The organism is Lentibacter sp. (assembly GCF_965658795.1).
In the GTDB taxonomy this organism is placed as follows: domain Bacteria; phylum Pseudomonadota; class Alphaproteobacteria; order Rhodobacterales; family Rhodobacteraceae; genus Lentibacter.
Map to the genome: position 1 here is coordinate 58,289 of NZ_CBFHTG010000010.1, position 23,365 is coordinate 81,653.

Consider the following 23,365-nt stretch of genomic DNA (forward strand, 5'->3'; position numbering starts at 1 on the left):
CCCATGACGCTCTTTTGCCTCGGCTCGATCAACCTCGACCACGTCTACGAGGTGCCTCACCTCCCCGAGCCGGGGGAAACCCTGCTCGCCACCGCCCATGCCACAGGCCTTGGCGGCAAAGGCGCAAACCAGTCTGTCGCCGCCGCGCAGGCGGGGGCGTCCGTGGTGCATATCGGCGCTGTCGGCCCCGAGGGCGCATGGGCCGTGGCGCGTCTGCAAGCACTCGGTGTCAAGACAGGCTATGTCGCAGAAGTGGCGGCCCCCACAGCCCACGCCATCATCAATGTGGACCCAAAGGGTGAAAACGCCATCGTCGTGTTTCCGGGCGCCAACATGGAACAGTCTCTAACATCGCTCAAAGCGGCCCTGCTCACCGCAAAGCGCGGCGACATGCTGGTGCTGCAAAACGAAACAAATCTGGGCCTCGAAGCCGCCACGCTCGCGCGCAGCCTTGGGCTCACAGTGCTCTATGCCGCCGCCCCGTTTGATGCGACCGCCACCAAAGCGCTGCTCCCTCTCACCGATATTCTCGTGCTCAACGCTGTCGAGCTGGCCCAGCTCACCAAAGCCACAGGCCAAAGCGCCCAAGAGCTTGCGCCCGAAACCATCATCATCACCGAAGGTGCAAAAGGCGGGCGCGCCATCACATCCGCGGGCGAGGCGCGCTTTGCGGCCTTCCCCGTCACAGCGCGCGACACCACAGGCGCAGGCGACACCTTCACAGGCTACCTCGCCGCCGCCCTCCTTGAAGGTCAAAGCCTGCAAGAGGCGCTCCGCCTCGCCGCCGCAGCCTCGGCCCTGAAAGTCACAAAAAAGGGCACAGCCGATGCCATCCCCTCCCGCGGCGACGTCAACAGCTTCCTGAGGAGCCAACCCTAGCTCTTTCTTTTTGCTCTAAATATCCTGGGGGGATGTTTCAAAAGCTGCAGCTTTTGAAACTGGGGGGCTAGCCCCCCAGCTGGTCGGATTTGCAAAGCAAATTCGATCACCCCGCAAAAGGCGCAGCGCTGCCCCAAAGCGCTTTCACGGTTTTGTCGCGCCCACAGGCCTTGCGATAGAACTTATAAGCCGCCGCCTTGCTCTTTGGTCCGGCCCGCGTCAGCACAAGGGCCGAGCTTTTGTAATAATCCTGGTGGTAATCCTCCGCCGCATAAAACCCGTTCAGCGGCAAAACCCTGGTCACAATCTTGCGGCCCAAGTCCTGCCCTGCCTCGGCAATGGCTTGCTCTGCCGCCGCCTTTTGCGCAGCCCCGTCATAAAACAGCGCAGTCTTATAGGCTGGCCCACGGTCACAAAACTGCCCGCCATCATCGGTCGGATCAATCGAGCGCATGAACTTATGCAAAATCTCCTCACGGCTGATCTTGCCCGCATCAAAGGTGATCTTCACCACCTCATAATGCCCCGTATGGTTCTTATACGTCGGGTTGGTCGTCTTCCCGCCCGCAAAGCCCGACACAGCAGACAACACACCCGGCACGCTCTCAAAGTCTGACTCCACACACCAGAAACAGCCTCCCGCCAGCACGATCTCCTCACGCGGCCCTGCATTGGCGATACCCGCTTGCAGCATCAAAGCCAGCCCGATCAACACCGCCAGCGCCGCCGCTTTCATTTCTCTCACACAGCACATCATTGCTTTCACTCCTTGCAATCTTCTCTCCACTCTAGCGCGCAATAAATGTTCTGTAGACAGCCCTCACAGAGAGGTTACTACTTGTCCCCAAAACGTGAGAGGCCGAAATATGAGCGACAAAATAACAACCCACGCCGCCGAAGAAGACGCGCGCAACGAGCAAATCCTCATCTGGCTCAACGGCCGTTGCGTGCCCAAGGCCGAGGCGCTGGTCAGCGTCTATGACAGCGGTTTCATGCTGGGCGATGGCGTCTGGGAGGGGCTGCGCCTCTATGATGGCAAATGGGCCTTCTGGGACGAACATTTCGACCGCCTCTTCGAAGCCGCCAAAGCGATTGACCTTGATATCGGCATGACCCGCGATCAGCTCTATTCCGCCTTGTTAGAGACACAAAAGGCCAACGCCATGACCACAGACGCCCACGCGCGCCTCATGGTCACACGCGGGGTCAAGACACGGCCCTTCCAGCACCCTTCGCTCAGCCAGCAAGGCCCGACCATCACGATCATCATGGAGCACTCCCAGCCCAAGATCCCGCGGCCCATCCGCCTTGCCACCGTGCCGCACCAGCGCGGCCTGCCGATGACACAAGACCCCAAGCTCAACTCCCATTCCAAGCTCAACTGCATCCTCGCCTGCATCGCCGCCGAGAAGGCAGGGGCCGACGAGGCGCTCATGCTCGATGTCCACGGCTTTGTGAACACAACCAACGCCTGCAACTTCTTCATCGTCAAAAAAGGCGCTGTCTGGACGAGCACAGGCGACTATTGCATGAACGGCATCACGCGCCAGAAGGTCATCGACCTCTGCCGCGCCAATGATATCCCCGTGTTCGAGCGCAACTATTCGCTGGTCGACACCTATTCAGCCGATGAAGCCTTCCTCACAGGCACCTTCGGCGCCCAAACCCCCGTCAGCGAGATTGATGGCCGCCCCATCGGCACCGGTGAAATGGGCCCTGTCACCCAGCGCCTGCGCAGGCTCTACAAAGCCCTCATCGAGGCGCAGCCATGACCTCCATCGCCATGTGGTCTGGCCCGCGCAACCTCTCCACCGCGCTCATGTACAGCTTTGGCAACCGCGCCGACTTTGCCGTGGTCGATGAGCCCTTTTATGCGCACTACCTTGCACAAACAGGCCTCGATCACCCCATGCGCGCAGCGGTTCTGTCCAGCCAGTCACAAAGCGCCGAGGCGGTGATACAGTCTCTAACACAGCCCAAACCGCAGCATTTTTATCAAAAGCACATGTGCCAACATATGCTGCCCTCTGTCCCGCGCGACTGGATGCACGGCGTTCAGAATGTCTTTCTCATACGCCACCCCGCGCGCGTCATCGCCAGCTTCGGGGCCAAATACGAGGGCTTCGGCCTCGCTGATATCGGCTTTTCCCAGCAGCTTGAGTTGTTTGATATGCTCCGCAACGAGGGCCAAACACCGCTGGTCATCGACAGCGCCGATATCCGCGACGCGCCGGAAACCATGCTCACCAGGCTTTGCACGGCCCTTGGCCTGCCCTTTGACAAAGCCATGCTCGGCTGGCCCGCTGGCGGACATCCTGAAGATGGCGTCTGGGCGGCTCACTGGTACAATGCGGTGCACGCCTCCACAGGCTTCGCTGGCCCCGAAGGCCCGCTGCCCAAGCTGCAAACAGCCGCTGACCAAAAGCTCCTGTCCGAAGCCCTGCCTGTTTATGAGGCACTTGCCCAATTCAGGCTCACAGCGTGATCGATGATTTCAAGCCAAAACTTGCTACCTTTTAACTCACTTTTCACTGAAAAGGCACATTTTGCTTGTCACACCCCCCCGTTGCTCTATTCGTGCAACACACAACAATAAGACTGAGACGTATGAACATCGCATCCGCCTTCCCGACCGAGCCAACCACCAAAACAAAATCAGCCAAAGAATGGGTGACAACCCTTGCCAAGTTCCGCGAGCCAAACCCGGCGCGCAGCAACTTCGAGCTTCTGGTCACAGCCCTTCCTTTTGTCGGCCTTTGGGCTCTCGCTTGGGCGTCACTCTCGGTCAGCTACTGGCTCACACTGGTGCTCTCTGTGCCAATCGCCGCGTTCCTTCTCCGCCTCTTCACCATCCAGCATGATTGTGGCCACGGCTCGCTGTTCAAAAACCGCACAGCCAGTGACTGGGTCGGCCGCGTCATTGGCGTCGTCACGCTCACACCCTACGATGTCTGGCGTCGCACCCACGCGATCCACCACTCCAGCCACGGCAACCTGGCCAAGCGCGGCATTGGCGACATCGTCACTCTGACAGTGAGCGAATACAAAGCCCTTTCGACACTCGGGAAGCTACAGTACCGCTTCTACCGCAATCCGTTCTTCCTCTTCGGCTTCGTCCCCGCATGGCTTTTCTTTGTGCAACAGCGCTTCCCCGTCGGCTTGACCGACACAAAGAAATACTGGGTCTCTGCCATGCTCACCAACGCCACGATCCTCGCGATCCTCGGCACCATCTATTATTTTGGCGGCTGGGCTCCGATCCTGCTGATCTTCTTCCCCTCCACACTTCTCGCCGCAACGGCAGGCATGTGGCTCTTCTACGTGCAACACCAGTTTGAAGATACAACATGGGATCACAACGAAGACTGGGATCTGCACGACGCCGCCCTTTACGGCAGCTCGCACTACATCCTGCCGTCATGGGTCAACTGGTTCAGCGCCAACATCGGCATCCACCATGTGCACCACCTCTATGCGCGCATCCCGTTTTACCGCCTGCCCGAAGTGCTGCGCGAAAACGCCGAGCTCGCCAAGATCAACCGCATGACAATCCGCGAGAGCTTTGCAAGCGTGCGCATGCACCTCTGGGATGAAGACGGCAAGCGCCTTCTCTCCTTCCGCGAAGCGCGCGGCCTTGTGGCCTAAGAGGCCATGTAACCATTCGAGATGCGCAGGCTCTGCGCATCTCTTCTCTAAAGCAGCTTGGCCAGGCGCATCGCGACGGTCATGTCGCCAGAGACTTTCAGCTTCCCCGTCATCACACCTGTCATCGCGTTAAGCTTGCCTGTGAGCAGCTTGCCGAGGTTGTCTTTGCTGATCTTGAGGGTGCAGTCGGTCGGCCCGTCCTCTGTCAGCACCGCGCCATCGCGCAGAATGATCACGCCATCAGCCCCGCAGTCAAACTTGAGCGAGCCTTCAAAGCTCTTGCCCGCAAGCCCGCGCGCAATTCCGTCAGCCATCTCTTGCATATGCTCTCTCCTCAAGATGCCACAAATATGGCCCAGATCGGCGCAGAGGGCTGCACTAACCTTGCGGCAAGTGCCCCTGCGCACGCTGCGTTAGCTAATTTTCTCTTAACGCAAACCCGTTTCAGGCGGTGCACGCATGGTGCACGCCCGGTGCACGCATATCACCCCCCTGTTTTGGAGCGGCCAAAGCGCGTTAACCTTTGCAAACGACGGGCTTACCAAAGCAAAACGGGCCCATGCTATACTGCACAGACCCGTTTGATTTTGTTGGTTTTTTTGAACCTGAAAAGGTTACTTGAAGCGACGGTTGCGTGTCGCCAAAAGCTTGAGGCGCAGCGCGTTCAACTGGATGAATCCCGCCGCATCCTTCTGATCGTATGCACCGGCATCATCTTCAAAGGTCACATGCGCCTCTGAGTAGAGCGAGTGATCCGACCAGCGGCCCACACAAGTGGCCGCGCCTTTGTAGAGCTTGAGCTTCACAGTGCCTGTGACGTGCTCTTGGCTCTTGTCGATGGCCGCTTGCAGCATCTCGCGCTCTGGTGAGTACCAGAAGCCGTTATAAATAAGCTCCGCGTAGCGTGGCATCAGGCTGTCTTTGAGGTGGCCCGCACCGCTATCAAGCGTGATCTGCTCGATGCCGCGGTGCGCCTCAAGCAGCACAGTGCCGCCCGGCGTTTCGTAAATCCCACGGGATTTCATGCCAACAAAGCGGTTCTCGACAAAGTCGAGGCGGCCAATGCCGTGCTTGCCGCCCAGCTCGTTGAGCTTGGTCAGGATCGTCGCAGGGCTCATCGCTTCGCCATTGATGCTCACAGCATCGCCGCGCTCAAAGCCCACTTCGATGTACTCTGCCTCGTTGGGCGCATCCTCTGGGCTCACCGTGCGCTGGTACACATAATCAGGTGCCATCTCGGCCGGATCTTCCAGAACCTTGCCTTCGCTTGACGTGTGCAAAAGGTTCGCATCCACAGAGAAAGGCGCTTCGCCGCGCTTGTCTTTGGCAATCGGAATCTGGTGCTTCTCGGCAAAGTCGATGAGCTTGGTACGGCTCGTCAGGTCCCATTCGCGCCAAGGCGCAATCACCTTGATGTCGGGGTTGAGCGCATAGCAGGCCAGCTCAAAACGCACCTGATCGTTGCCTTTACCCGTCGCACCGTGGGCCACGGCATCCGCGCCCACTTCTTCAGCGATCTCAACGAGACGCTTTGAAATAAGGGGCCGCGCGATAGACGTACCCAAGAGGTAGAGCCCCTCATAAACAGCATTCGCACGGAACATCGGGAAAACAAAGTCGCGCACAAATTCTTCGCGCACATCTTCAATGTAGATGTCTTTCACACCCATCAACTCGGCTTTGGCACGCGCTGGTTCAAGCTCTTCGCCTTGGCCCAGATCAGCGGTAAAGGTCACAACCTCACAGCCATATTCCGTCTCAAGCCATTTGAGAATGATGGAGGTGTCCAACCCACCAGAATACGCAAGGACAACTTTTTTGGGAGCCGACATCGTAATTTCCTCTTGTCTCGTTTGCCGCGAGGTAGCTCTTTTTACGCGTCTCTGCAAGCGCAGCCCCTTGCTTTGAGGGCTTTCGTGGTAGAATAAAACCAGATGGATAACATCAAGCCCGCCTCCCGCCAGATCGCCCAAGCCCTCCGCGCTGTCTTTGAAGCCACCCCGCTCCAGCGCAATGCGCACCTGTCCGAGATCTACGGCGCAGACATTTTGCTCAAACGTGAAGACCTCACACCTGTGCGCTCTTACAAAATTCGCGGTGCGTTTAACGCTATGACCAACGCTATGAAAGGCCGCGCCGACGCGCCGCTCTTTGTGTGCGCAAGTGCGGGCAACCACGCCCAAGGCGTTGCTTTCATGTGCAAATACCTTGGCGTGCGCGGGCGGATCTTTATGCCGGTCACAACGCCCAGCCAGAAGATCATGAAGACAAAGACCTTTGGTGGCGAGCTTATCGAAATCAAACTCGTCGGTGACTTTTTTGACGAAACCCTCGCAGCCGCAAAAGCCTATTGCGAGGCTGAGCAAGGTATTTTCCTGCCGCCCTTTGATGCGGATGATGTCATCATGGGTCAGTCCACAGTCGCCGCAGAAATTGAAGAGCAACTCGGCCAGGCACCAGACCTTATCGTTCTGCCCGTGGGCGGCGGGGGGCTCTCGGCTGGTGTCACATCCTACTTCGGCCGCGAAACCCACTATGCCTTTGTTGAGCCTGCTGGTGGCGCCTGCCTCGCTGCGGCCCAACACGCAGGCAAGCCAATCGCTCTTGAGCGTATTGACTCGTTCGTCGATGGCGCAGCCGTTGCCGAAATAGGCCAGCTCACCTTTGAAAAACTGCGTGCATTCAATGACCAAACACACCTTCAGATCAGCGAAGACAGGCTTTGCACGACACTGATTGAAATGCTCAACATCGAGGGCGTCGTGCTTGAGCCTGCAGGCGCGCTCACCATCGACGCGCTCAAAGACATGCGAGACGACATTCAGGGGAAAACCGTTGTCTGCATCGTTTCTGGCAGCAACTTTGACTTTGAGCGCCTTCCCGAAGTCAAAGAGCGCGCCCAACGTTATTCTGGCCTGAAAAAGTATTTCATCCTGCGGATGCCCCAACGGCCCGGCGCCCTGAAGGATTTTCTTGGCTTTCTTGGCCCCAATGACGACATCACACGATTTGAGTATCTCAAGAAATCAGCCCGCAACTTTGGCTCTGTCCTGATCGGGATCGAGACAGACACACCTGAAAGCTTTGAACGCCTTATGCGCCTGGCCAATGACAAAGGCTTCAGCGCGCGTGACATCACAAACGACGAGGTCCTGTCGTCATTCCTTGTCTAAAAGCTCGGCCTTCGTCAGCTGAAAGCCAGAGGCGATCCAAGCACGTTCAGCGCGCTTCAGTTCGTCGCCCAAGGCGCGGCCCTTGAGCATGGGAAGGTCTTTTGCAGCAAGCGGAAAGCGCGCCTCTGCAGCGGCGTTCAGCCCCCCTAGCTCAGGCGCATCACCACACAGCGCCGCCTTGAGCCTCACGCCAGCCTGCGCCGCCCCCAGCCCCTCACGATAGGCAAGTTCAGCGCCGCTTTGCTGGCTCCAAGCAAAGCGTTGGAGCGTTTCAAAAGCCCGCTGCTCCTTCTTAGACAACCGAAGCGGCACATCCCGCACAAAGACCATAAGAGCCGCAAGGCGCTCCTCGGCAACCGCCTCGCTGTCCAATGCCAAAAACGCCCGCAAAACCGGCAAGCTAGCCCCCTTCAAGATCCGCGCCAAAACGCCCGTGTCCTGCATCACTTGCAGCACCGCCACTGGCTGCTCTGCCCCAAGCAACTTGAGCATCTCTGCTGTAATCCGCTCAACGGAAACGTGGTGCAAACCGTAGCTCAGCCGTGCAGCTGCTTTGGCCGCGACCGGATCAATCCCCTCAGCCCCAAAACCCAGCTGTGCTGCAAAGCGAAACAGCCGCACGCTGCGCAAATAGTCTTCTCTGATCCGCTCATCCGCAGCGCCGACAAAACAGATTTTGCGGGCCGCTATATCGGCCACACCGCCTGTTGGGTCAGTCACATAACCACGTCGATCAGCATAAAGCGCATTCATGCGAAAATCTCGCCGCGCTGCATCCTCCTCGAGGCTGTCAGAAAATGCGATCACAGCGTGGCGACCGTCTGTCTCTACATCTTTGCGAAAGGTGGTCACTTCCAGAACGGAGCCCCTGCCAACAATGGTGATGGTGCCATGTTCTATCCCTGTGGGGATTGGCTTGAAGCCAAGTGCTTTCGCTGCCTCGATGACAATTTCGGGCCGCGCACTCGTGGCGATATCAAGGTCTTTGACAGGCAGATCGAGCAGCGCATTGCGCACACAACCACCCACAAAACAAGCTTGCGCACCCCGCGCCTCAAGAGCGCTCAAAACAGCTTGCGCCGCCTCGTCTTCAAGCCATGTGCCTCTCACCTGTGTCACAGTGAAATCCGCTCCGCCAAACCCAACGTCATGCGCGCTGTCGCGCCCCAAATGTAATGTGGGCCATAAGGTATTGTGTAGTATTTTCGCACGGCACCCAAAAACAGGCGCTCTTGTATGGTGTATTTCGCAGGATCGAGAAGGTGCGCGAGCGGCGCAAAGATAATCTCTTCAACCTCGCCCTTATCCAGCAGTGGCTCGAAAGGGCCGCGCACAACACCCAAGATCGGCTTCACAGCAAAGCCAGTCACTGTCACATGTTCAGGCAGGGCGCCAAAGACCTCGACACTCTCAGGCGCCAGCCCGATCTCTTCTTGGGCCTCACGCAAGCTTGCCACTTCAACCGATGCGTCACTACTCTCTACCTTACCCCCAGGAAAGGCTATCTGCCCGGGGTGGTGGCGCAGATGCTGGGCGCGCTTTGTCAAGATAACGTGCAGCGCGCCTTCCCGCTCGATCAGCGCGATCAAGACAGCCGCTGGGCTCTTGATCCCGTGTTCCACGGGAATCACGTCGGGGTTCAAATCATAGTCAGAAGAGGCCGCCCCCGCCTTGGCCAAAGCGGCCCTTATCTGGCTGATTTGCTCCAACGGCTTACTTCGCCGCAAGTCCAACAGTGGCAGGATCCAGCTCGAAGTGACGGTTGCAGAACTGGCAATCAGCAGTAACTTTGCCCTCTGGCGTCGTCATCTTTTCGATGTCTTTCACACCGTAGATAGACAAACTCTGACGCACACGCTCTTCTGAACATGTGCACCCGAACTGCACTTCACGTGTGTCATATACGGCGGGCTCTTCCTCATTGAACAAGCGCCAGACAAGCTCAGCAGGCGAAACATATGGCCCCAGCAACTCGAGGCTTTCCACCGTGTTGAGCAGAATATTGACCCTGTTCCAGTCTTCGTCCTTGCGCTGCGCATGCTCGCGCTGCTCCTTTTCATTGTCAGGGTCGCCACCTTCACTCTTGAGCGACTTGGGCAAATGCTGAAGCAACATGCCAGCCGCGCGCCACTGCGTACCTGTCTCTTTCATGTAGGTTTCCCCATGCTCCACGATCAGCTTCGTTGCGATCTGCTCGGAGGCCGCAAAATAGCCCTCTGCCGCTTCCGCAATCGAACTGCCCTCCAGAGGCGCGAGCGCTTGATAAGGCTTGGTGCCTTTGCCTTCATCCACAAGCACAGCAAAGTAGCCTTTGCCGAGCTGGTCAAAAGGCTTGCCATCGGTCAGGCGCGCTGCATCAAAGCTCGCGTAAGCACGGATTTTCGCTGGTGCGTTAAGCTCGGTGGGCGCGAAATAATCGGTCGCAATCATACGCACTGGCCCATCTGTCTGAACTTGCAATGACAGCTTCCAGCGGGATTCGACCATGCTCCCCAAAAGCGCTGTGATGATCACCATCTCTGAGATGAGTGATTCAACCTGCTTAGGGTAGTTATGCTGCGCCAAGACGCCATTGACTGTCTCGTCAAGGCGCACAATTCGTCCGCGAACGTCTGACACGCGCAGCTCGAATGGCAGGATTTTCTCATCCCAGTTTGTGTTTGATACATCTTCCATAAAGGTCACCCGATCTGTGTGTTTGCTCAGCACCTAATAGCGTGAGCCACCGTGCGCAAGGCAGCAGGTCAGGTTTCGGCTTTGGAGAACTCAAGCAGAATAGCCGATATATCGTCAGAAAAGTCACGTGCGCCAGCGAATGTATCAAGTTCAAACAACAGCGCATCAAGCAGACCGGGGCCACGTTTGTGATGCCAGTTTCTGATAAAACGTTTCACGTTTTCATCGTCATAAAACGCGCCTGTCTCGTTCATGCACTCAGGCACACCATCGGAAAAAATAAGCAGCCTGTCTCCAGCATCGAGCTTAAGCTCGAATTGCTCATACGTCGCATCCGACACAAGCCCCACAGGCAGCCCGCCTGCCCCCACCATTTCGACAGCACCATCGGCGCGCTGCAAAAGCGGGTGGGGATGCCCAGCCTGACTGGCGATAACATGACCGGTTGCCAAATTGACCGTAGCATAGACGAGTGTGAAATAATGCTCTGTCGTCATTTCACGGAGCACAAGGTTATTGAGCCGCGCCACAACCTCCTTGGGCGCAATCGGGGCAAACCCGCCGTCCGTAGAACGCTCAATTGCTATATTTTGCTCTTTTGAAGCCGATGACATGTAGCCAGCCAGTCGGGCGGTCATAAGCGCAGAGCTGATACCATGGCCCGAGACATCAAATGCAAACAGCCCGATTTCATTGTCGTTGATAGGAAAATACCCGACAAGATCACCCCCGACATGACCGCTGGATTGCAGCATCAACGAAATCTGCGCGCTCCCAAAATCTCTGTAGCGCTCACGCACAAGTGACTGCTGTAGCTGCTTGGCTTCGATCAAATCGTTGTCGATGGTTGTGTAAAGAGCCTTCAGCTCATCCAATGTTGTCTTGATAAGTTCATTTTTACGCGTGAGTTCACGCTCCATCTTCAAGATTCGTTCACCCGCAACAAGACGCGCGCGCAACTCTGCAGAACTGAACGGCTTCGTCAAAAAGTCATCAGCGCCAGCATCAAGTCCTTGGGCGATCTCAGATTTGTCACTTTTTGACGTCAGCAGAATGAAATATCCAAATCGCTCAGAACCTAGCGCCTTAAACCGGCGGCAGAACTCTATGCCGTCCATCCCCGGCATCATCCAGTCACTGATCACAAGATCTGGGTGTTGCTCTTCGCAAAAAGCCAGCGCTTCATCGCCACTCTCGACCTCTGCAACACGATAGCCCCATTTCTTAAGGCTGGTTCGCAGAATTGTGCGCTGCAAACGGCTGTCATCAACGACAAGCACCAGGTTGCTTGCGGCTTCAACTGCATCGATTTGTTTAAGTTTGCTCTGCATGAATACTACCTAGAGCGCAAAGCACTCGATTTCCCACGTCACACTAACCCTCCCGATTTAAGGGCAGGTGAATATATTTTATCGGATTTTAGGTTTGTTTTTGTATTCTCTTAACCTCCTAACGCTAAAGTATAGGAGGACAAACTGGGATCTTAAAAATGATCAACTGGGACAAGGTACGAGAACTGCGCGACGACATCGGCGCTGAAGACTTCAATGAGATTATTGAAGTCTTCCTTGAGGAGGTCGAAACTGAGCTTGCGGAGCTTTCCGACAAGCCGACTTCAGAGCTGGGCGCGAGTATGCACTTTCTAAAAGGCAGCGCACTGAACCTTGGGTTTCAGGAGTTTTCTGAGAAATGCCACGCTGGCGAGAAAATGGCAGCTGATAACAGGGCCGAGTTCATCGACTTGGCAGATGTACAAGCCTCCTACGCCGCCTCCAAAGAAAAATTTCTAGAGAACTGCACCAAAATCTGAACGAAATGCTATGCAGGTAGAGCTCAACTCTGCTAATCAGCTCTAAAACAAGAAAAGAGCTGATAAAATGCGGGCACAGACACTTCTCAGCGCACTTCTGGCATTACTCTGCTTGGCTGGATGTTCTTCTTCAAAATTTCGCAGCTACGATGGACCACCCGTGACACAGGTGGTTGTCATGAAAGAAGATAGGAAGCTTTACCTTTTAAACGGCTCAGACGTACTAAAAAGTTACAAAGTCCATCTTGGCTTTGACCCTCTTGGGCATAAAGCCATCGAGGGTGACGGGCGCACACCAGAAGGCAACTACCTGATTGATCGCCGCAACCCAAACAGCCAATTTCACCTCTCCATTGGCATCTCATACCCCGATAAAGACGACATCGCCCGCGCCCACGCGCTTGGCAAAAGCCCCGGTGGAGATATTTTCATCCACGGCCGGCCCAAGAAGTATCGTGATGGCAAGAGAGACTGGACAGCCGGGTGCATCGCCGTGACAGATCGGCAGATGGAAGAGATTTATTCAATGGTCCGCAATGGAACGCCCATCTCCATCCAGAAGTAAGCTTCGTGATAGGCTTTAACCGCCCATCACCAACGTCCACCAAATCTTACCCGTGCTTTCCTGATACCAATTAAAACCGATATTGGTGGCCCGCTTATCCAACAAGATTGCCCGTGTCGCAGGCTCCTGCATCCAGGCACCAAGTGTTTCCAGCTCGGTCTCATAGGTTTCTGAAATCAGCTCACCTACCAGGTCGCCCGCGTATCCGCTCCGCGCGACACGATCAATCGGCGATGATCCGTCTGATCCAAAGTGCCATGGGCGATTTTGCGCCGACATATCACGTGAGTGAGTCGCTGCCGCTGCATTCAGCTGAGCGTTCAGCTCGACACTTGGTGCGCCAGCAGCCTGACGCAAAGAATTGACCGAGTCCAAAATTCGAAATTGAATTTTGCCAGAGGCATTGTTGGAAATTCGGTACAGCTTTGGCAGAGGCTTACCATCAGCGCCAAGCTGCGGCGTTGTGGTGCCGATAGAACATCCTGCAAGCAGCACAACAGATACAATAAGAGAAACAAAAAAGCGCATGACGCCCCTTTCCAAGAGAATTCGCTCTTTGCTTTAGCGCTGAATCGCAGATCAATCAAACGCAGTTATGCCTTTCATTGCTTATTACAAAGGTTTGAATTGCGGGCAAAGCTCAAGCAGCATATAGAAATTGCTATTCTTTTACCGGAGAAAGTCCGATGTCCCAGTTTAAAAACCACCTGAGCCGTAGAGGTTTTCTCGCAGGCTCCACCTCACTTTTGGCAGCGCCAGCTCTAGCCCAAACGACCTCTGTTAACGGAGAAGAGACTGTCGAAGTCGAGCGCGACTTAAGCGAAGTTGTGCGCCGCAATGTTTCAAGTTTCCGCACATTGAGCTGGGAACCATATTTCACGAACCTCAAAAATGGCGCCTGTCTTGTCGATACAACGTCACGCGCGCTGCACTTTTGGTCGGAAGATCAATCTATCTACAAACTTTATCCAACCAGCGTTCCGCTGACAGAAGATCTGACACGACTTGGCCGCACGTCGGTGACACAAAAAGTCGAGGGGCCAAGCTGGCGGCCGACGCCGTCAATGCGCAAGCGCAACCCCGAGTGGCCCGAGTTTGTTGGCCCAGGGCCAGACAACCCCCTAGGCACACACGCACTTTACCTTTCATGGACCTATTACCGAATTCACGGCACACACGACACTCGAAAGATTGGTCGACGTTCGTCAAATGGATGTATCGGACTGTACAACGAGCATATCGCAGAGCTCTTTGATCTGACAAAAGTAGGCACTCAAGTGTTGCTAATTTGACGATATAGAGGCGTTCTTACACAAGTGTCCGCCACTATAAGTTTGCAAAACCCCTAAAATACTGCTTATGACACGCATACATAACAAATCTTGGGACATGGTTTTCGCCATGTTTTCAATTTCTGGAGGAAAAAATGAAGAAACTCGTACTCGCGACTGCATTTGCTGCTGCTGCCTCTGCTGCTTCAGCTGGCAACATGTCAGACCCAATCATCGAAGCGCCAGTTATCGTTGAAGAAGCCGCTGGCTCTTCAGGTGGCATGGCTATCCCACTTCTTCTTCTGATCGCAGTAGCGGCAGCAGCAGCAAGCTAAGTTTTTCTTCCTTAGGGAAGAAGATAAAGAAACGGCAGCCTTGCGCTGCCGTTTTTTGTTTTGGATGCCAAATTACCAGCCGTGAATATTCTCTTTGATCAAATCAACGAGAAACGCGACGTGCTCTTCGCCTGCATTGAGGCAAGGAATGTACTCAAACACTTCTCCCCCGGCCTCTTCAAAAGCTTCTTTGATTTCTTCGTTGATCTCCTCAAGAGTCTCGATGCAATCAGCCGAAAACGCTGGAGCAACAACTGCAATCCGCTTTTTCCCGTCTTCTTCCGCTAAACGCGCCACTTCCTCGACAGTATAGGGCTTGAGCCACTCTTCGGGCCCAAAGACAGACTGGAATGTGGTGACAATATCAATGTCAGTCCACCCAAGACGCTCGCGTAAAAGCCGCGTCGTTTTCTGGCATTGGCAATGATAGGGGTCGCCCTGTAGCAAATAGCGCTTGGGCATACCGTGGTATGAAACAACCAGAGTTTCCGGGCGGTGCTCCATCTTCTCGACAGATGCTTCGATCGAGCGCGCAAGAGCCTCGATATAGCGTGTATCGTCAAAATAGCGTGCAACCGTACGCACAGATGGCTGCCATGTTTCTTTCATGACTGCGCGAAAAAACTGGTCATTGGCCGTAGCCATCGTCGCGCCTGCATATTGTGGATAGAGAGAGAAGAACAAAACTCTGTCACAGCCCTGTTCGATCATCTCAGCGACTTTACTTTCTGTCGACGGATTGCCGTAGCGCATACAGAAATCAACAAGGACTTCTCCGCCGTATTCCTTCTGGATCATATCCCGAACAGCCGCGGTTTGTTCTTTGGTGATCGTCATCAATGGGCTTTCGCCCTGCTCTTCGTTCCAGATGGATTTATAAGCTGCACCACTCGTGAAAGGGCGCTTGGTGAGAATAATCAATTGCAAGAGCGGCTGCCATAGCCATGGGGAATAATCAATCACACGACGGTCTGAAAGAAACTCGTTAAGGTAGCGCCGCATAGACCAATAATCATAGTTATCAGGCGTCCCCAAGTTGGCCATAAGCACACCAATCTTTGGTTTTTTCACCTGTGGGTGTTCGGCTGGCAAATCGCTCGTATCATATTTGGCTTGGGTCGTTTTCAGCATTTAGTCATCACCACTCTGTTTAAACATGTTTGTTTCGGGCAGTCTTATCTCATCGGTTTTCAAGGCATCAGCTAGACGGGTTTCCGCAGAGCCCGGTCGCAAAGGCTTCTGCTGGCTTTCATGAGGTGTCCAGCCAGTGAGGAATACAAGCTCAAAGGTCGCCACAATACGACCCGCCTCATCTGAAAAGTGTTCCTTGTAGATTTCATCAGCAACGCGAAACATCTCTTTCTTCTCAAAACTTCGTTTGCGCAAAGCCAAAGCGTTTGTCTCTCCCATACGCCTCAGATCATGAGCCAGATGAAAAATGCTCTCGTAGCTCGCAGTCAGTGTGATTTTGTCTGCAACAGGTAAAGCAAATCCTGCGCGCTGCATTAACTGACCGAGATCACGGACTTCGGCCGCCATCGCAACACGCGGGCTCAGCCCCCCGGTCAGCCGTATTTCAGCCTCACTCAACGACTTACGCAACTCTTGAAGGGTTTCACCCCCAAACATACAGCCCACAAACAAACCGTCGGGCTGCAATGCATTGCGGGCCTGAATAAGCTGGCCAACGACATCGTTTGCCCAATGCAGCGACATCGCATGTACGACAAGATCATGACCGCGCAGCGCACAGGCAAGCGTCTCTTCGTCTGTGATTGTTTCAAATTCAGGAAATGCGGAACACCATAGCGCGCTGCTTCCAGCAACCAACAGAGGCTTGGTAAACGCTCTGTTAACCAAACCTAGTCGATACTCGACCTCATCAATTGCGGCGGCATGTGCGAAGTCGGCTTCAGCGATATTTGCACGCTGTCGCTGCCGCATCAGCGCGTCGCGATCTGTGTGAAGGTTTCGGTTTGTCATAGGGTAGGAATATGGGCTGGCGCGCGGGGATTCAAACACTTGTTGGTACTGTTTACCCGACAACTTGTCTCAGCTGTGGAACCCCTGTCGAAGGTGAGGCAGGACTTTGCTCAAAATGCTGGCTCGGCTCCAACTTTATTGCCGGGCTGGTTTGCAACACATGTGGCGGCCCACTTCCTGGGGCATCGCTGCAAGAAGAGCTCTGCGACGCCTGCATCCAAACACCCAGAAACTGGACTGCCGCACGCGCAACCTTTCTGTATCAAGGTGAAGCCAGAAAATTGGTCTGGCAGCTAAAATACGCAGATCGCGCCGAAATCGCGACAGCTGCTGGGCCATGGCTTTTGAAGGCTCTGGAGCCAATCCTCCCCGAAAATCCTGTTATTGTCCCCGTCCCACTGCATTGGACACGACTTTTCAAGCGCAAGTACAACCAGTCCGAACTCCTTTCAGCGAGCTTAGCGAAGAAGGGGCAGTTTCAGCATATGCCAGCACTTTTAAAGCGCACCAAGCGCACGCCCCCTTTGATAGGACTCAACCGCGCAGAGCGACAGGCCCACTTGTTGGGTGCTATCAAAGTACAACACAAATTGGTCGAACAGATGAGCGGGCGACACATCGTACTTGTCGATGACGTCATGACAACAGGATCGACACTTGGCGCCGCAGCAGAGGCATGCCTTTCGCATAATGTCGCAAGCGTAAGGGCAGTTTTTCTGGCGCGCGCGACAAAGAATGACTAGGTTCCGCCTCAACACACCATTTTGAGGGCAACATGAAACAAGTCGAAATCTACTCATCTCCGCTTTGCGGATTTTGCCACGCAGCCAAACGGCTCTTGGACAAAAAAGGCGTAAGCTACACAGAATACAACGTATTGACCAACGCGAAGCTGAAACCTGAGATGATCGAACGCGCCAACGGAGCCCGCACGGTACCGCAAATTTTCATCGAAGGTGTTGGGATTGGTGGCTATGACGACATTGCAGCACTCGACAACGCAGGCAAGCTGGACGCACTACTGGGAAAGGCCTGATGAAAACGGCCCTTGTGCAAATGACCTCCACAGAAGACCCTGCAGCAAACCTTGCAGCATGCGAAGCACTTGTGATTGGGGCGGTGGCTCAAGGGGCCAAATTCATCCTGACACCAGAGGTATCAAACTGCATAGCGCCATCCAAAAGCATCTTGCTTGAAGCGTTGAGCTATGAAGAATCTGATCCGTTTCTTGCTCGCATGCGCGAAATCGCAACGCAATCGCAAGTCTGGATACTGATTGGCTCACTAGGCGTAAAGAGCAACGAAATAGATGGAAAGTTTGCCAATCGGTCTGTCCTGATCGACCCCCAAGGCGCAATCGTCGCCAGATACGACAAAATTCATATGTTTGATGTCGATATCTCCGAGGGTGAAAGCTACCGAGAAAGCGCCACTTACGAGCGTGGCGACAAAGCTATTTTGGCAGCTACCAATTTCGGCAAAATTGGAATGAGCATTTGCTATGATCTACGATTTCCTCATCTGTTCCGCACACTCGCTCAAGCTGGCGCGGAAATTTTGACAATACCTGCCGCCTTTGCCGAAACGACAGGCAAAGCGCACTGGCATGCGCTGCTGCGTGCACGGGCGATAGAGAACGGCGCATATGTCATTGCGCCTGCTCAAACAGGATTTCACTACGCAAAAAATGGCAAAGAGCGCCGCACATATGGCCACTCATTGGCAGTTTCGCCTTGGGGTGACGTGCTAGTCGATGCTGGCACGGATGTTGGCGTCAGCTATTTCAACCTTGACCTGGAAAACGTTAAAAATGCTCGCGACAGGATCGGATCGCTCACACAGCAAAGTAAATTTGAGGCGCCACAGTGAACAACAAACAAAGTTCTCTCGCCATCGCCCTGATCAGCGAAATTTTGGCAACAGACCAGCTTTTGCGAAACAAGCTGACACGGGTCCTGCCAGCGGGCATGGAAATTTCGCATTTCTCAGTGCTAACGCACCTTGCCTATACCAACACAGAGAAAACACCCGCCCAACTGGCGAAGACATTTCATGTCACCAAAGGGGCAATGACAAACACGCTCAACAAACTTGAATGGGCGGGTTACGTTCATATCCGCCCTGATTGGGACGATGCGCGGCGTAAAATGGTGGCAATTAGCCCCGCTGGGCGGCAGGCAAGAGATGCCGCACTCTCTGCCATTGAACCGATCATCAAAACGCTGGTTGACGAAAAGGGCTCAGACAGTATTCGAGCGGCACTACCCGTCCTGCGCGATATGCGACTTAAGCTTGAAACAAACGATTGATCAGTCTGGCTTTTTTGCTGCTGTCACGTAGTTCACACTCAAGTCCCGATCCGATATTTTCCAGCTCCAGCTGATCGGATTAAAGACAAAGCCCTTACGATCAACAGGCTCCATGCCCGTTCTTTCGATAAAGGCAAACAACTCATCTGGCGTGATAAACTTACTCCATTCGTGCGTTCCTTTTGGTAGCCAGCGCATCACATATTCAGCCCCAACAATCGCCATAGCGAAACTCTTGGCGTTACGGTTGATGGTAGAACAAATGTGCAGGCCGCCCGCCTTGAGGAGGTTGGCGCATTCATCAAGGTAGTCTTGCGGGTCGGCGACATGCTCAACCACTTCCATATTGACCACGATGTCAAACCGCTCCCCCGCATCAGCCAGCGCTTCCGCCGTCACAGCACGATAGTCAATTTGTAAGCCCTCTTGTTCAGCGTGGAGCTTTGCCACAGTAATGTTGCGCTCGGACGCATCTGCGCCCAAAACATCGGCTCCAAGACGTGTGAGCGGCTCGCTCAAAAGCCCGCCGCCACAACCAATATCAATGATGCGCAGCCCCTCAAACGGCTTGGGGTCAGCCAAATTGCGATTGAACTCTGTGGCGATTTGCTTCGTAATATAGTCAAGCCGGCACGGGTTCATCAGGTGCAGCGGGCGAAACTTGCCGTTTGGGTCCCACCATTCAGCAGCCATCGCTTCAAACTTGGCGAGCTCGGTCGGGTCAACTGTTCTGGTCTGATCTTGCATGGTCTGGCCCTCAACTTGCTCTGATGCGTCTGGAAAGATACGGCATGCACGAATCCGCAGATGAAAAAAGTGTCCGAGCGCGACTGTATCCTTCGGTTGAGCCGTTTGATAGGCGGATGATCGACGCAGGGGAAGGGCATACGCTCTATGTTGAACAATCAGGCAATGCTTCAGGCGTACCTGTTGTTGTACTTCATGGCGGCCCCGGTGGCGGCTGCAGCCCTGCCATGCGCCGATTCTTTAACCCGAAGCACTACCGCATCATCATGTTTGATCAGCGCGGCTGCGGGCGCAGCAAGCCTTTTGCTGCGGTTGAGAACAACACCACATGGCACTTAGTACGCGACATTGAGACTATTCGTGCTGAATTGGGAATTGAAAGCTGGCATGTGTTTGGTGGGAGCTGGGGGGCAACACTTTCGCTTCTCTATGCAATCACACACCCTGAGCCCACAAAGTCGCTGACATTGCGAGGCGTGTTTTTGGGCAGACAGCGCGAGCTTGACTGGTTCTATGGCGGTGGTGCTGGTGCTTTTTGGCCAGATGTTTGGCATCGATTTCTTGCACCGATCCCCAAAGGCGAACACACAAATCTGATTGAAGCCTATCACAAACGTCTCTTTGGCAGCGATGACGGCGAAGCCTTGCGCTGCGCTCAAGCTTGGACAGCTTGGGAAAACACACTTGCATCGATCCAATCAGAAGGGGCATTTTATGTGCCAAACGACGCCTTCTGCCGCGCCTTTGCACGACTTGAGAACCACTACTTTCATAATAATCTATTCTTGGAGGCGGATAATTTCATTCTGGAGAACACCTCCAAAATCGACCACATCCCAACAAAGATCGTGCAGGGGCGCTATGATATGATCTGTCCGCCCGTTTCAGCCCATGATCTGGCCTCGGCCCTCTCCAATGCAGAACTGCAAATAGTAGGGCTGTCTGGGCATGCTTTGTCGGAACCGCGCATTAGCGCAGCTCTCGCAGAGATCATGGATGATATCGCCCTGCAGCCCTGACCGATTCGGCCTTGCATCTCCTGAGCATTCACACTAGACACCATTCAACAGCGGCGTGCTGATAACCAGCGCACCACCGAGAAATTCAGCGGGCCGCACGGTCCGCTTTTTTGTTTGAGCGAAGTGAAATGTCGAATCTGATTGCTAAGACGGCCCAAGACAGGCGTATGGCCGAACTGATTACGCCCGTCATTGAAGACATGGGCTTTGAACTGGTTCGTCTTCGGCTGCAAAGTGGTGAAATCCCCCTTCTGCAGATCATGGCTGAACGGCCTGAAGGTGGCATTGAAGTAGATGACTGTGGTGCTATCTCGAACGCTGTGAGCGCGCTTCTTGATGTCGAAGACCCCCTCGAAGAAGAATACACTCTCGAAGTCTCCAGCCCGGGCATTGACCGCCCGCTGACGCGCCTCAAAGATTTTGAGACATTTGAGGGCTTTGAAGCCAAAGTCGAAACAGCAGAAATGATTGACGGCCAAAAGCGCTTTCGTGGAGAGCTTGCGGGTGTTGAAGATGACGAAGTTCTGCTGACAATCGATCAGGGAACGATTGGTTTGAAATTTGAATGGCTTGTAGAAGCCAAGCTCATCATGACCGACGAACTCATCAAAGAAATGTTGCGGCAACGCAAAGCCGCCGGCGCATATGCTGACGGTGAAGAAGTAGATATTGAAGAATCGCCTGAGTCTGAGGAGGACGCATAAATGGCAATTACATCAGCCAACCAGCTTGAGCTTTTGCAAACAGCCGAGGCCGTGGCCCGCGAAAAAATGATCGATCCCGGGCTTGTGATTGAAGCCATGGAAGAGAGCCTCGCGCGCGCAGCCAAAAGCCGCTATGGTGCCGAGATGGACATTCGCGTTGCGATTGACCGCAAGACAGGCAAAGCCACATTCACACGTGTTCGCACCGTTGTCGACGAAGCCGAGCTTGAAAACTATCAGGCCGAGATGACGGCCGAACAGGCGAAGCTCTATCTTGATGATCCTAAGGTCGGTGACACCTTCGTTGAAGAAGTGCCCCCTGTTGAAATGGGTCGTATTGCAGCACAGAGCGCCAAACAGGTTATCTTGCAAAAAGTCCGCGAAGCTGAGCGCGAGCGTCAGTTTGAGCAGTTCAAAGACCGCGCAGGCACGATCATCAACGGCGTTGTTAAGCGCGAAGAGTACGGCAACGTAATCGTCGATGTGGGCAGTGGCGAAGCAATCCTGCGCCGAAATGAAAAAATTGGCCGCGAAAGCTATCGCCCCAATGACCGCATTCGCTGCTACATCAAAGATGTGCGTCGCGAACAGCGCGGCCCACAGATTTTCTTGAGCCGCACAGCGCCTGAATTCATGGCCGAGCTGTTCAAGATGGAAGTGCCCGAAATCTACGAAGGCATTATCGAGATCAAAGCCGTAGCTCGCGACCCCGGTTCGCGCGCCAAGATCGCGGTAATTTCGTTTGACAACAGCATCGACCCCGTCGGCGCATGCGTTGGTATGCGCGGTAGCCGTGTTCAGGCTGTTGTAAACGAACTGCAAGGCGAAAAAATCGATATCATTCCTTGGAATGAAGACGTTCCAACATTCCTCGTGAACGCGCTGCAGCCCGCAGAAGTTTCCAAGGTTGTTCTGGATGAAGAAGCCGAACGCATCGAAGTTGTCGTACCTGACGAGCAGTTGAGCCTTGCAATTGGTCGCCGCGGTCAAAACGTCCGTCTTGCCTCACAGCTGACAGGACTTGAAATCGAGATCATGACGGAAGCGGACGAATCTGAGCGCCGCCAGCGCGAGTTTGAGCTTCGCACGAAACTGTTCATGGACAAGCTCGACCTTGACGAATTCTTCGCACAGCTTCTGGTTTCAGAAGGCTTTACGACGCTTGAAGAAGTAGCCTATGTCGAAAAAGACGAGCTGCTTGTGATTGACGGTGTAGATGATGACACAGCTGAAGAGCTCCAAGCTCGTGCCCGTGACATTCTGGAAGCCGATGCAAAGGCAGCTATGGATAACGCCCGCGCGCTTGGTCTTGAAGACAGCCTTGCAGAGTTTGGCGAGATGACTCCCCAGATGCTTGAGGCACTTGCCAAAGACGATGTCAAAACGCTTGAAGACTTTGCAACATGCGCTGACTGGGAGCTTGCTGGTGGCTGGACAACAATCGATGGCGAGCGCGTCAAAGATGAAGGTATTCTCGAGCCATACGACATCACTCTCGAACAGGCTCAAGACCTCGTTATGACAGCACGCGTACAGCTTGGCTGGATCGACCCTGCAGAGCTCGCAGTCGAAGAAGACGCCGTCGAAGACGAAGATGAAGCGATGTGAGTCAGGGTTTAGATGACATTGGAAGCTGTTAAAAAAGGCAAAGACTCTGAAGATGCGGTGCGCAAATGCATCGCAACTACAGAGCTGCGCCCCAAGGCACAGCTTCTAAGGTTTGTCATCGGCCCAGATCAGACTTTGGCCTTTGATGTCGCAGGGAAGCTTCCCGGGCGCGGCATCTGGGTAAGCGCAACAAAAGAAGCACTTGCGCAGGCGGCGCAGAAAAACCTGTTTAGCCGCTCGGCAAAAACGCAGGTGACTGTTCCCGAAGGGCTTACCGACTGGGTTGAAACTGTGCTGGTAAAACGGCTCATCAGCCTGTTAGGTCTAGCTCGAAAATCTGGTGGTGCCGTAACAGGCTCAACCAAAGTTAAAGACTGGGCCACGAGCGAGCGGGCCCAAGTCTTGTTTCAAGCGAGCGATGGCTCACCGCGTGAAAAGTCGAAAATTCGACTCTGGGGCGACGGAAAAACATTTGAATGCCTCACACGCAAAGAGCTTGGGGCAGCCTTCGGGCGAGAATTCGCAGTTCATGCGGCCTTAGATGCTGGAGGTTTGGCCTCACGTGTTATAGAGGAAGCAACAAGATTAGAGGGCTTCCGGCCCGCCGCGCCCGACGGGCGCATGAAAGGATGAGTATATCG

The 23,365-nt window shown here is 54.5% G+C and carries 28 protein-coding genes; 17 read left to right on the plus strand and 11 right to left on the minus strand.

The genetic code is table 11. The annotated features are described in order from the left end of the window. Nucleotides 1-3: 3 nt before the first annotated feature. Complete coding sequence (locus tag ACTG3X_RS08975; RefSeq protein WP_439110914.1) at nt 4-879, plus strand: ribokinase; 876 nt, start codon at nt 4-6, stop codon at nt 877-879. 106 nt (nt 880-985) lie between these two features. Here the strand turns inward: ACTG3X_RS08975 and msrA are convergent, their stop codons facing one another. Beyond that, nucleotides 986-1,633 (minus strand): peptide-methionine (S)-S-oxide reductase MsrA, encoded by a 648-nt coding sequence (gene msrA, locus ACTG3X_RS08980; protein WP_439110976.1) that lies wholly within the window; start codon nt 1,631-1,633, stop codon nt 986-988. Between the two features lie 112 nt (nt 1,634-1,745). Here msrA and ACTG3X_RS08985 point away from each other — a divergent pair, with 112 nt between their 5' ends. From ACTG3X_RS08985 to ACTG3X_RS08995, 3 genes are all read left to right on the plus strand, one after another. Further along, nucleotides 1,746-2,651 (plus strand): D-amino acid aminotransferase, encoded by a 906-nt coding sequence (locus tag ACTG3X_RS08985; protein WP_439110915.1) that lies wholly within the window; start codon nt 1,746-1,748, stop codon nt 2,649-2,651. Further along, nucleotides 2,648-3,364 (plus strand): HAD family hydrolase, encoded by a 717-nt coding sequence (locus ACTG3X_RS08990; RefSeq protein ID WP_439110916.1) that lies wholly within the window; start codon nt 2,648-2,650, stop codon nt 3,362-3,364. The genes ACTG3X_RS08985 and ACTG3X_RS08990 overlap by 4 nt, the downstream gene beginning before the upstream one ends. Before the next feature lie 122 nt (nt 3,365-3,486). Then, a complete protein-coding gene (locus ACTG3X_RS08995; protein WP_439110917.1) occupies nt 3,487-4,524 on the plus strand; it encodes a fatty acid desaturase in 1,038 nt (345 codons plus the stop codon). A 47-nt stretch (nt 4,525-4,571) separates the two neighbouring features. On the opposite strand, the gene ACTG3X_RS09000 is transcribed toward ACTG3X_RS08995, so the two are convergent. Both ACTG3X_RS09000 and ACTG3X_RS09005 read right to left on the minus strand, forming a co-directional pair. After that, nucleotides 4,572-4,847 (minus strand): SCP2 sterol-binding domain-containing protein, encoded by a 276-nt coding sequence (locus ACTG3X_RS09000; RefSeq protein ID WP_439110918.1) that lies wholly within the window; start codon nt 4,845-4,847, stop codon nt 4,572-4,574. A 291-nt stretch (nt 4,848-5,138) separates the two neighbouring features. After that, entirely contained in the window at nt 5,139-6,356 is a 1,218-nt protein-coding gene (locus tag ACTG3X_RS09005; protein WP_439110919.1) for an argininosuccinate synthase, read from the minus strand. A gap of 102 nt (nt 6,357-6,458) precedes the next feature. Here ACTG3X_RS09005 and ilvA point away from each other — a divergent pair, with 102 nt between their 5' ends. Continuing rightward, nucleotides 6,459-7,697 (plus strand): threonine ammonia-lyase IlvA, encoded by a 1,239-nt coding sequence (gene ilvA / locus ACTG3X_RS09010; protein WP_439110920.1) that lies wholly within the window; start codon nt 6,459-6,461, stop codon nt 7,695-7,697. Here the strand turns inward: ilvA and ACTG3X_RS09015 are convergent. From ACTG3X_RS09015 to ACTG3X_RS09030, 4 genes are all read right to left on the minus strand, one after another. After that, the gene (locus ACTG3X_RS09015; protein ID WP_439110921.1) at nt 7,683-8,816 is read right to left on the minus strand and encodes a CCA tRNA nucleotidyltransferase; all 1,134 of its coding nucleotides are present in this window, start codon (nt 8,814-8,816) and stop codon (nt 7,683-7,685) included. The genes ilvA and ACTG3X_RS09015 overlap by 15 nt on opposite strands. Beyond that, entirely contained in the window at nt 8,813-9,376 is a 564-nt protein-coding gene (locus tag ACTG3X_RS09020) for an NUDIX hydrolase (protein ID WP_439110922.1), read from the minus strand. The genes ACTG3X_RS09015 and ACTG3X_RS09020 overlap by 4 nt, the downstream gene beginning before the upstream one ends. A gap of 34 nt (nt 9,377-9,410) precedes the next feature. Further along, nucleotides 9,411-10,373: an Hsp33 family molecular chaperone HslO gene (locus ACTG3X_RS09025; protein WP_439110923.1), complete on the minus strand. Its 963-nt coding sequence runs from the start codon at nt 10,371-10,373 to the stop codon at nt 9,411-9,413. A 68-nt stretch (nt 10,374-10,441) separates the two neighbouring features. Then, nucleotides 10,442-11,704 (minus strand): PP2C family protein-serine/threonine phosphatase, encoded by a 1,263-nt coding sequence (locus ACTG3X_RS09030; RefSeq protein WP_439110924.1) that lies wholly within the window; start codon nt 11,702-11,704, stop codon nt 10,442-10,444. Nucleotides 11,705-11,862: 158 nt separating this feature from the next. Here ACTG3X_RS09030 and ACTG3X_RS09035 point away from each other — a divergent pair, with 158 nt between their 5' ends. Together ACTG3X_RS09035 and ACTG3X_RS09040 are read left to right on the plus strand one after the other, a co-directional pair. Beyond that, nucleotides 11,863-12,183 (plus strand): Hpt domain-containing protein, encoded by a 321-nt coding sequence (locus ACTG3X_RS09035; RefSeq protein WP_439110925.1) that lies wholly within the window; start codon nt 11,863-11,865, stop codon nt 12,181-12,183. 67 nt (nt 12,184-12,250) lie between these two features. Continuing rightward, nucleotides 12,251-12,748 (plus strand): L,D-transpeptidase family protein, encoded by a 498-nt coding sequence (locus ACTG3X_RS09040; protein WP_439110926.1) that lies wholly within the window; start codon nt 12,251-12,253, stop codon nt 12,746-12,748. Between the two features lie 15 nt (nt 12,749-12,763). Here ACTG3X_RS09040 and ACTG3X_RS09045 read toward each other — a convergent pair whose 3' ends face one another. Further along, the gene (locus tag ACTG3X_RS09045; RefSeq protein WP_439110927.1) at nt 12,764-13,276 is read right to left on the minus strand and encodes a CAP domain-containing protein; all 513 of its coding nucleotides are present in this window, start codon (nt 13,274-13,276) and stop codon (nt 12,764-12,766) included. A gap of 158 nt (nt 13,277-13,434) precedes the next feature. Here ACTG3X_RS09045 and ACTG3X_RS09050 point away from each other — a divergent pair, with 158 nt between their 5' ends. Together ACTG3X_RS09050 and ACTG3X_RS09055 are read left to right on the plus strand one after the other, a co-directional pair. Next, nucleotides 13,435-14,040 (plus strand): L,D-transpeptidase, encoded by a 606-nt coding sequence (locus tag ACTG3X_RS09050; protein WP_439110928.1) that lies wholly within the window; start codon nt 13,435-13,437, stop codon nt 14,038-14,040. Between the two features lie 134 nt (nt 14,041-14,174). Then, nucleotides 14,175-14,354: a hypothetical protein gene (locus ACTG3X_RS09055; protein WP_439110929.1), complete on the plus strand. Its 180-nt coding sequence runs from the start codon at nt 14,175-14,177 to the stop codon at nt 14,352-14,354. 72 nt (nt 14,355-14,426) lie between these two features. On the opposite strand, the gene hemH is transcribed toward ACTG3X_RS09055, so the two are convergent. Together hemH and ACTG3X_RS09065 are read right to left on the minus strand one after the other, a co-directional pair. Then, nucleotides 14,427-15,485 carry a ferrochelatase gene (gene hemH / locus ACTG3X_RS09060; RefSeq protein ID WP_439110930.1) on the minus strand — a complete coding sequence of 353 codons (1,059 nt, stop codon included), beginning with the start codon at nt 15,483-15,485 and terminating at the stop codon, nt 14,427-14,429. After that, entirely contained in the window at nt 15,486-16,298 is an 813-nt protein-coding gene (locus tag ACTG3X_RS09065; protein WP_439110931.1) for an SAM-dependent methyltransferase, read from the minus strand. It lies immediately after the preceding gene. A gap of 50 nt (nt 16,299-16,348) precedes the next feature. Between ACTG3X_RS09065 and ACTG3X_RS09070 the strand changes: the two genes are divergently transcribed. The 4 genes from ACTG3X_RS09070 to ACTG3X_RS09085 are packed head-to-tail and all read left to right on the plus strand — an operon-like array spanning nt 16,349 to nt 18,646. Then, entirely contained in the window at nt 16,349-17,080 is a 732-nt protein-coding gene (locus tag ACTG3X_RS09070) for a double zinc ribbon domain-containing protein (protein ID WP_439110932.1), read from the plus strand. 32 nt (nt 17,081-17,112) lie between these two features. Beyond that, nucleotides 17,113-17,373 carry a glutaredoxin 3 gene (gene grxC, locus ACTG3X_RS09075; protein ID WP_439110933.1) on the plus strand — a complete coding sequence of 87 codons (261 nt, stop codon included), beginning with the start codon at nt 17,113-17,115 and terminating at the stop codon, nt 17,371-17,373. Continuing rightward, nucleotides 17,373-18,206, plus strand: coding sequence for a carbon-nitrogen hydrolase family protein (locus ACTG3X_RS09080; RefSeq protein ID WP_439110934.1), 834 nt, complete (start codon nt 17,373-17,375; stop codon nt 18,204-18,206). The genes grxC and ACTG3X_RS09080 overlap by 1 nt, the downstream gene beginning before the upstream one ends. After that, the gene (locus ACTG3X_RS09085) at nt 18,203-18,646 is read left to right on the plus strand and encodes a MarR family winged helix-turn-helix transcriptional regulator (RefSeq protein ID WP_439110935.1); all 444 of its coding nucleotides are present in this window, start codon (nt 18,203-18,205) and stop codon (nt 18,644-18,646) included. Before ACTG3X_RS09080 ends, ACTG3X_RS09085 begins: the two co-directional genes overlap by 4 nt. Here the strand turns inward: ACTG3X_RS09085 and ubiG are convergent, their stop codons facing one another. Next, nucleotides 18,647-19,393: a bifunctional 2-polyprenyl-6-hydroxyphenol methylase/3-demethylubiquinol 3-O-methyltransferase UbiG gene (gene ubiG / locus ACTG3X_RS09090; protein WP_439110936.1), complete on the minus strand. Its 747-nt coding sequence runs from the start codon at nt 19,391-19,393 to the stop codon at nt 18,647-18,649. A 44-nt stretch (nt 19,394-19,437) separates the two neighbouring features. Here ubiG and pip point away from each other — a divergent pair, with 44 nt between their 5' ends. The 4 genes from pip to ACTG3X_RS09110 all read left to right on the plus strand — a co-directional run bounded on the left by pip (nt 19,438) and on the right by ACTG3X_RS09110 (nt 23,357). Next, on the plus strand, nt 19,438-20,412 hold the full coding sequence (gene pip, locus ACTG3X_RS09095) for a prolyl aminopeptidase (RefSeq protein WP_439110937.1): 975 nt from the start codon (nt 19,438-19,440) through the stop codon (nt 20,410-20,412). A 128-nt stretch (nt 20,413-20,540) separates the two neighbouring features. Beyond that, entirely contained in the window at nt 20,541-21,116 is a 576-nt protein-coding gene (gene rimP / locus ACTG3X_RS09100; RefSeq protein WP_439110938.1) for a ribosome maturation factor RimP, read from the plus strand. Continuing rightward, nucleotides 21,117-22,724 (plus strand): transcription termination factor NusA, encoded by a 1,608-nt coding sequence (gene nusA / locus ACTG3X_RS09105; RefSeq protein WP_439110939.1) that lies wholly within the window; start codon nt 21,117-21,119, stop codon nt 22,722-22,724. A gap of 12 nt (nt 22,725-22,736) precedes the next feature. Then, entirely contained in the window at nt 22,737-23,357 is a 621-nt protein-coding gene (locus ACTG3X_RS09110) for an RNA-binding protein (RefSeq protein WP_439110940.1), read from the plus strand. Nucleotides 23,358-23,365: the final 8 nt, after the last annotated feature.

Bases quoted from the DNA above. Each gene is read 5' to 3' on its own strand.
- ACTG3X_RS08975 (WP_439110914.1), top strand. From the start codon at position 4: ATGACGCTCTTTTGCCTCGGCTCGATCAACCTCGACCACGTCTACGAG.
- msrA (WP_439110976.1), bottom strand. From the start codon at position 1,633: ATGTGCTGTGTGAGAGAAATGAAAGCGGCGGCGCTGGCGGTGTTGATC.
- ACTG3X_RS08985 (WP_439110915.1), top strand. From the start codon at position 1,746: ATGAGCGACAAAATAACAACCCACGCCGCCGAAGAAGACGCGCGCAAC.
- ACTG3X_RS08990 (WP_439110916.1), top strand. From the start codon at position 2,648: ATGACCTCCATCGCCATGTGGTCTGGCCCGCGCAACCTCTCCACCGCG.
- ACTG3X_RS08995 (WP_439110917.1), top strand. From the start codon at position 3,487: ATGAACATCGCATCCGCCTTCCCGACCGAGCCAACCACCAAAACAAAA.
- ACTG3X_RS09000 (WP_439110918.1), bottom strand. From the start codon at position 4,847: ATGCAAGAGATGGCTGACGGAATTGCGCGCGGGCTTGCGGGCAAGAGC.
- ACTG3X_RS09005 (WP_439110919.1), bottom strand. From the start codon at position 6,356: ATGTCGGCTCCCAAAAAAGTTGTCCTTGCGTATTCTGGTGGGTTGGAC.
- ilvA (WP_439110920.1), top strand. From the start codon at position 6,459: ATGGATAACATCAAGCCCGCCTCCCGCCAGATCGCCCAAGCCCTCCGC.
- ACTG3X_RS09025 (WP_439110923.1), bottom strand. From the start codon at position 10,373: ATGGAAGATGTATCAAACACAAACTGGGATGAGAAAATCCTGCCATTC.
- ACTG3X_RS09030 (WP_439110924.1), bottom strand. From the start codon at position 11,704: ATGCAGAGCAAACTTAAACAAATCGATGCAGTTGAAGCCGCAAGCAAC.
- ACTG3X_RS09035 (WP_439110925.1), top strand. From the start codon at position 11,863: ATGATCAACTGGGACAAGGTACGAGAACTGCGCGACGACATCGGCGCT.
- ACTG3X_RS09040 (WP_439110926.1), top strand. From the start codon at position 12,251: ATGCGGGCACAGACACTTCTCAGCGCACTTCTGGCATTACTCTGCTTG.
- ACTG3X_RS09045 (WP_439110927.1), bottom strand. From the start codon at position 13,276: ATGCGCTTTTTTGTTTCTCTTATTGTATCTGTTGTGCTGCTTGCAGGA.
- ACTG3X_RS09050 (WP_439110928.1), top strand. From the start codon at position 13,435: ATGTCCCAGTTTAAAAACCACCTGAGCCGTAGAGGTTTTCTCGCAGGC.
- ACTG3X_RS09055 (WP_439110929.1), top strand. From the start codon at position 14,175: ATGAAGAAACTCGTACTCGCGACTGCATTTGCTGCTGCTGCCTCTGCT.
- hemH (WP_439110930.1), bottom strand. From the start codon at position 15,485: ATGCTGAAAACGACCCAAGCCAAATATGATACGAGCGATTTGCCAGCC.
- ACTG3X_RS09065 (WP_439110931.1), bottom strand. From the start codon at position 16,298: ATGCGGCAGCGACAGCGTGCAAATATCGCTGAAGCCGACTTCGCACAT.
- ACTG3X_RS09070 (WP_439110932.1), top strand. From the start codon at position 16,349: ATGGGCTGGCGCGCGGGGATTCAAACACTTGTTGGTACTGTTTACCCG.
- grxC (WP_439110933.1), top strand. From the start codon at position 17,113: ATGAAACAAGTCGAAATCTACTCATCTCCGCTTTGCGGATTTTGCCAC.
- ACTG3X_RS09080 (WP_439110934.1), top strand. From the start codon at position 17,373: ATGAAAACGGCCCTTGTGCAAATGACCTCCACAGAAGACCCTGCAGCA.
- ubiG (WP_439110936.1), bottom strand. From the start codon at position 19,393: ATGCAAGATCAGACCAGAACAGTTGACCCGACCGAGCTCGCCAAGTTT.
- pip (WP_439110937.1), top strand. From the start codon at position 19,438: ATGCACGAATCCGCAGATGAAAAAAGTGTCCGAGCGCGACTGTATCCT.
- rimP (WP_439110938.1), top strand. From the start codon at position 20,541: ATGTCGAATCTGATTGCTAAGACGGCCCAAGACAGGCGTATGGCCGAA.
- nusA (WP_439110939.1), top strand. From the start codon at position 21,117: ATGGCAATTACATCAGCCAACCAGCTTGAGCTTTTGCAAACAGCCGAG.
- ACTG3X_RS09110 (WP_439110940.1), top strand. From the start codon at position 22,737: ATGACATTGGAAGCTGTTAAAAAAGGCAAAGACTCTGAAGATGCGGTG.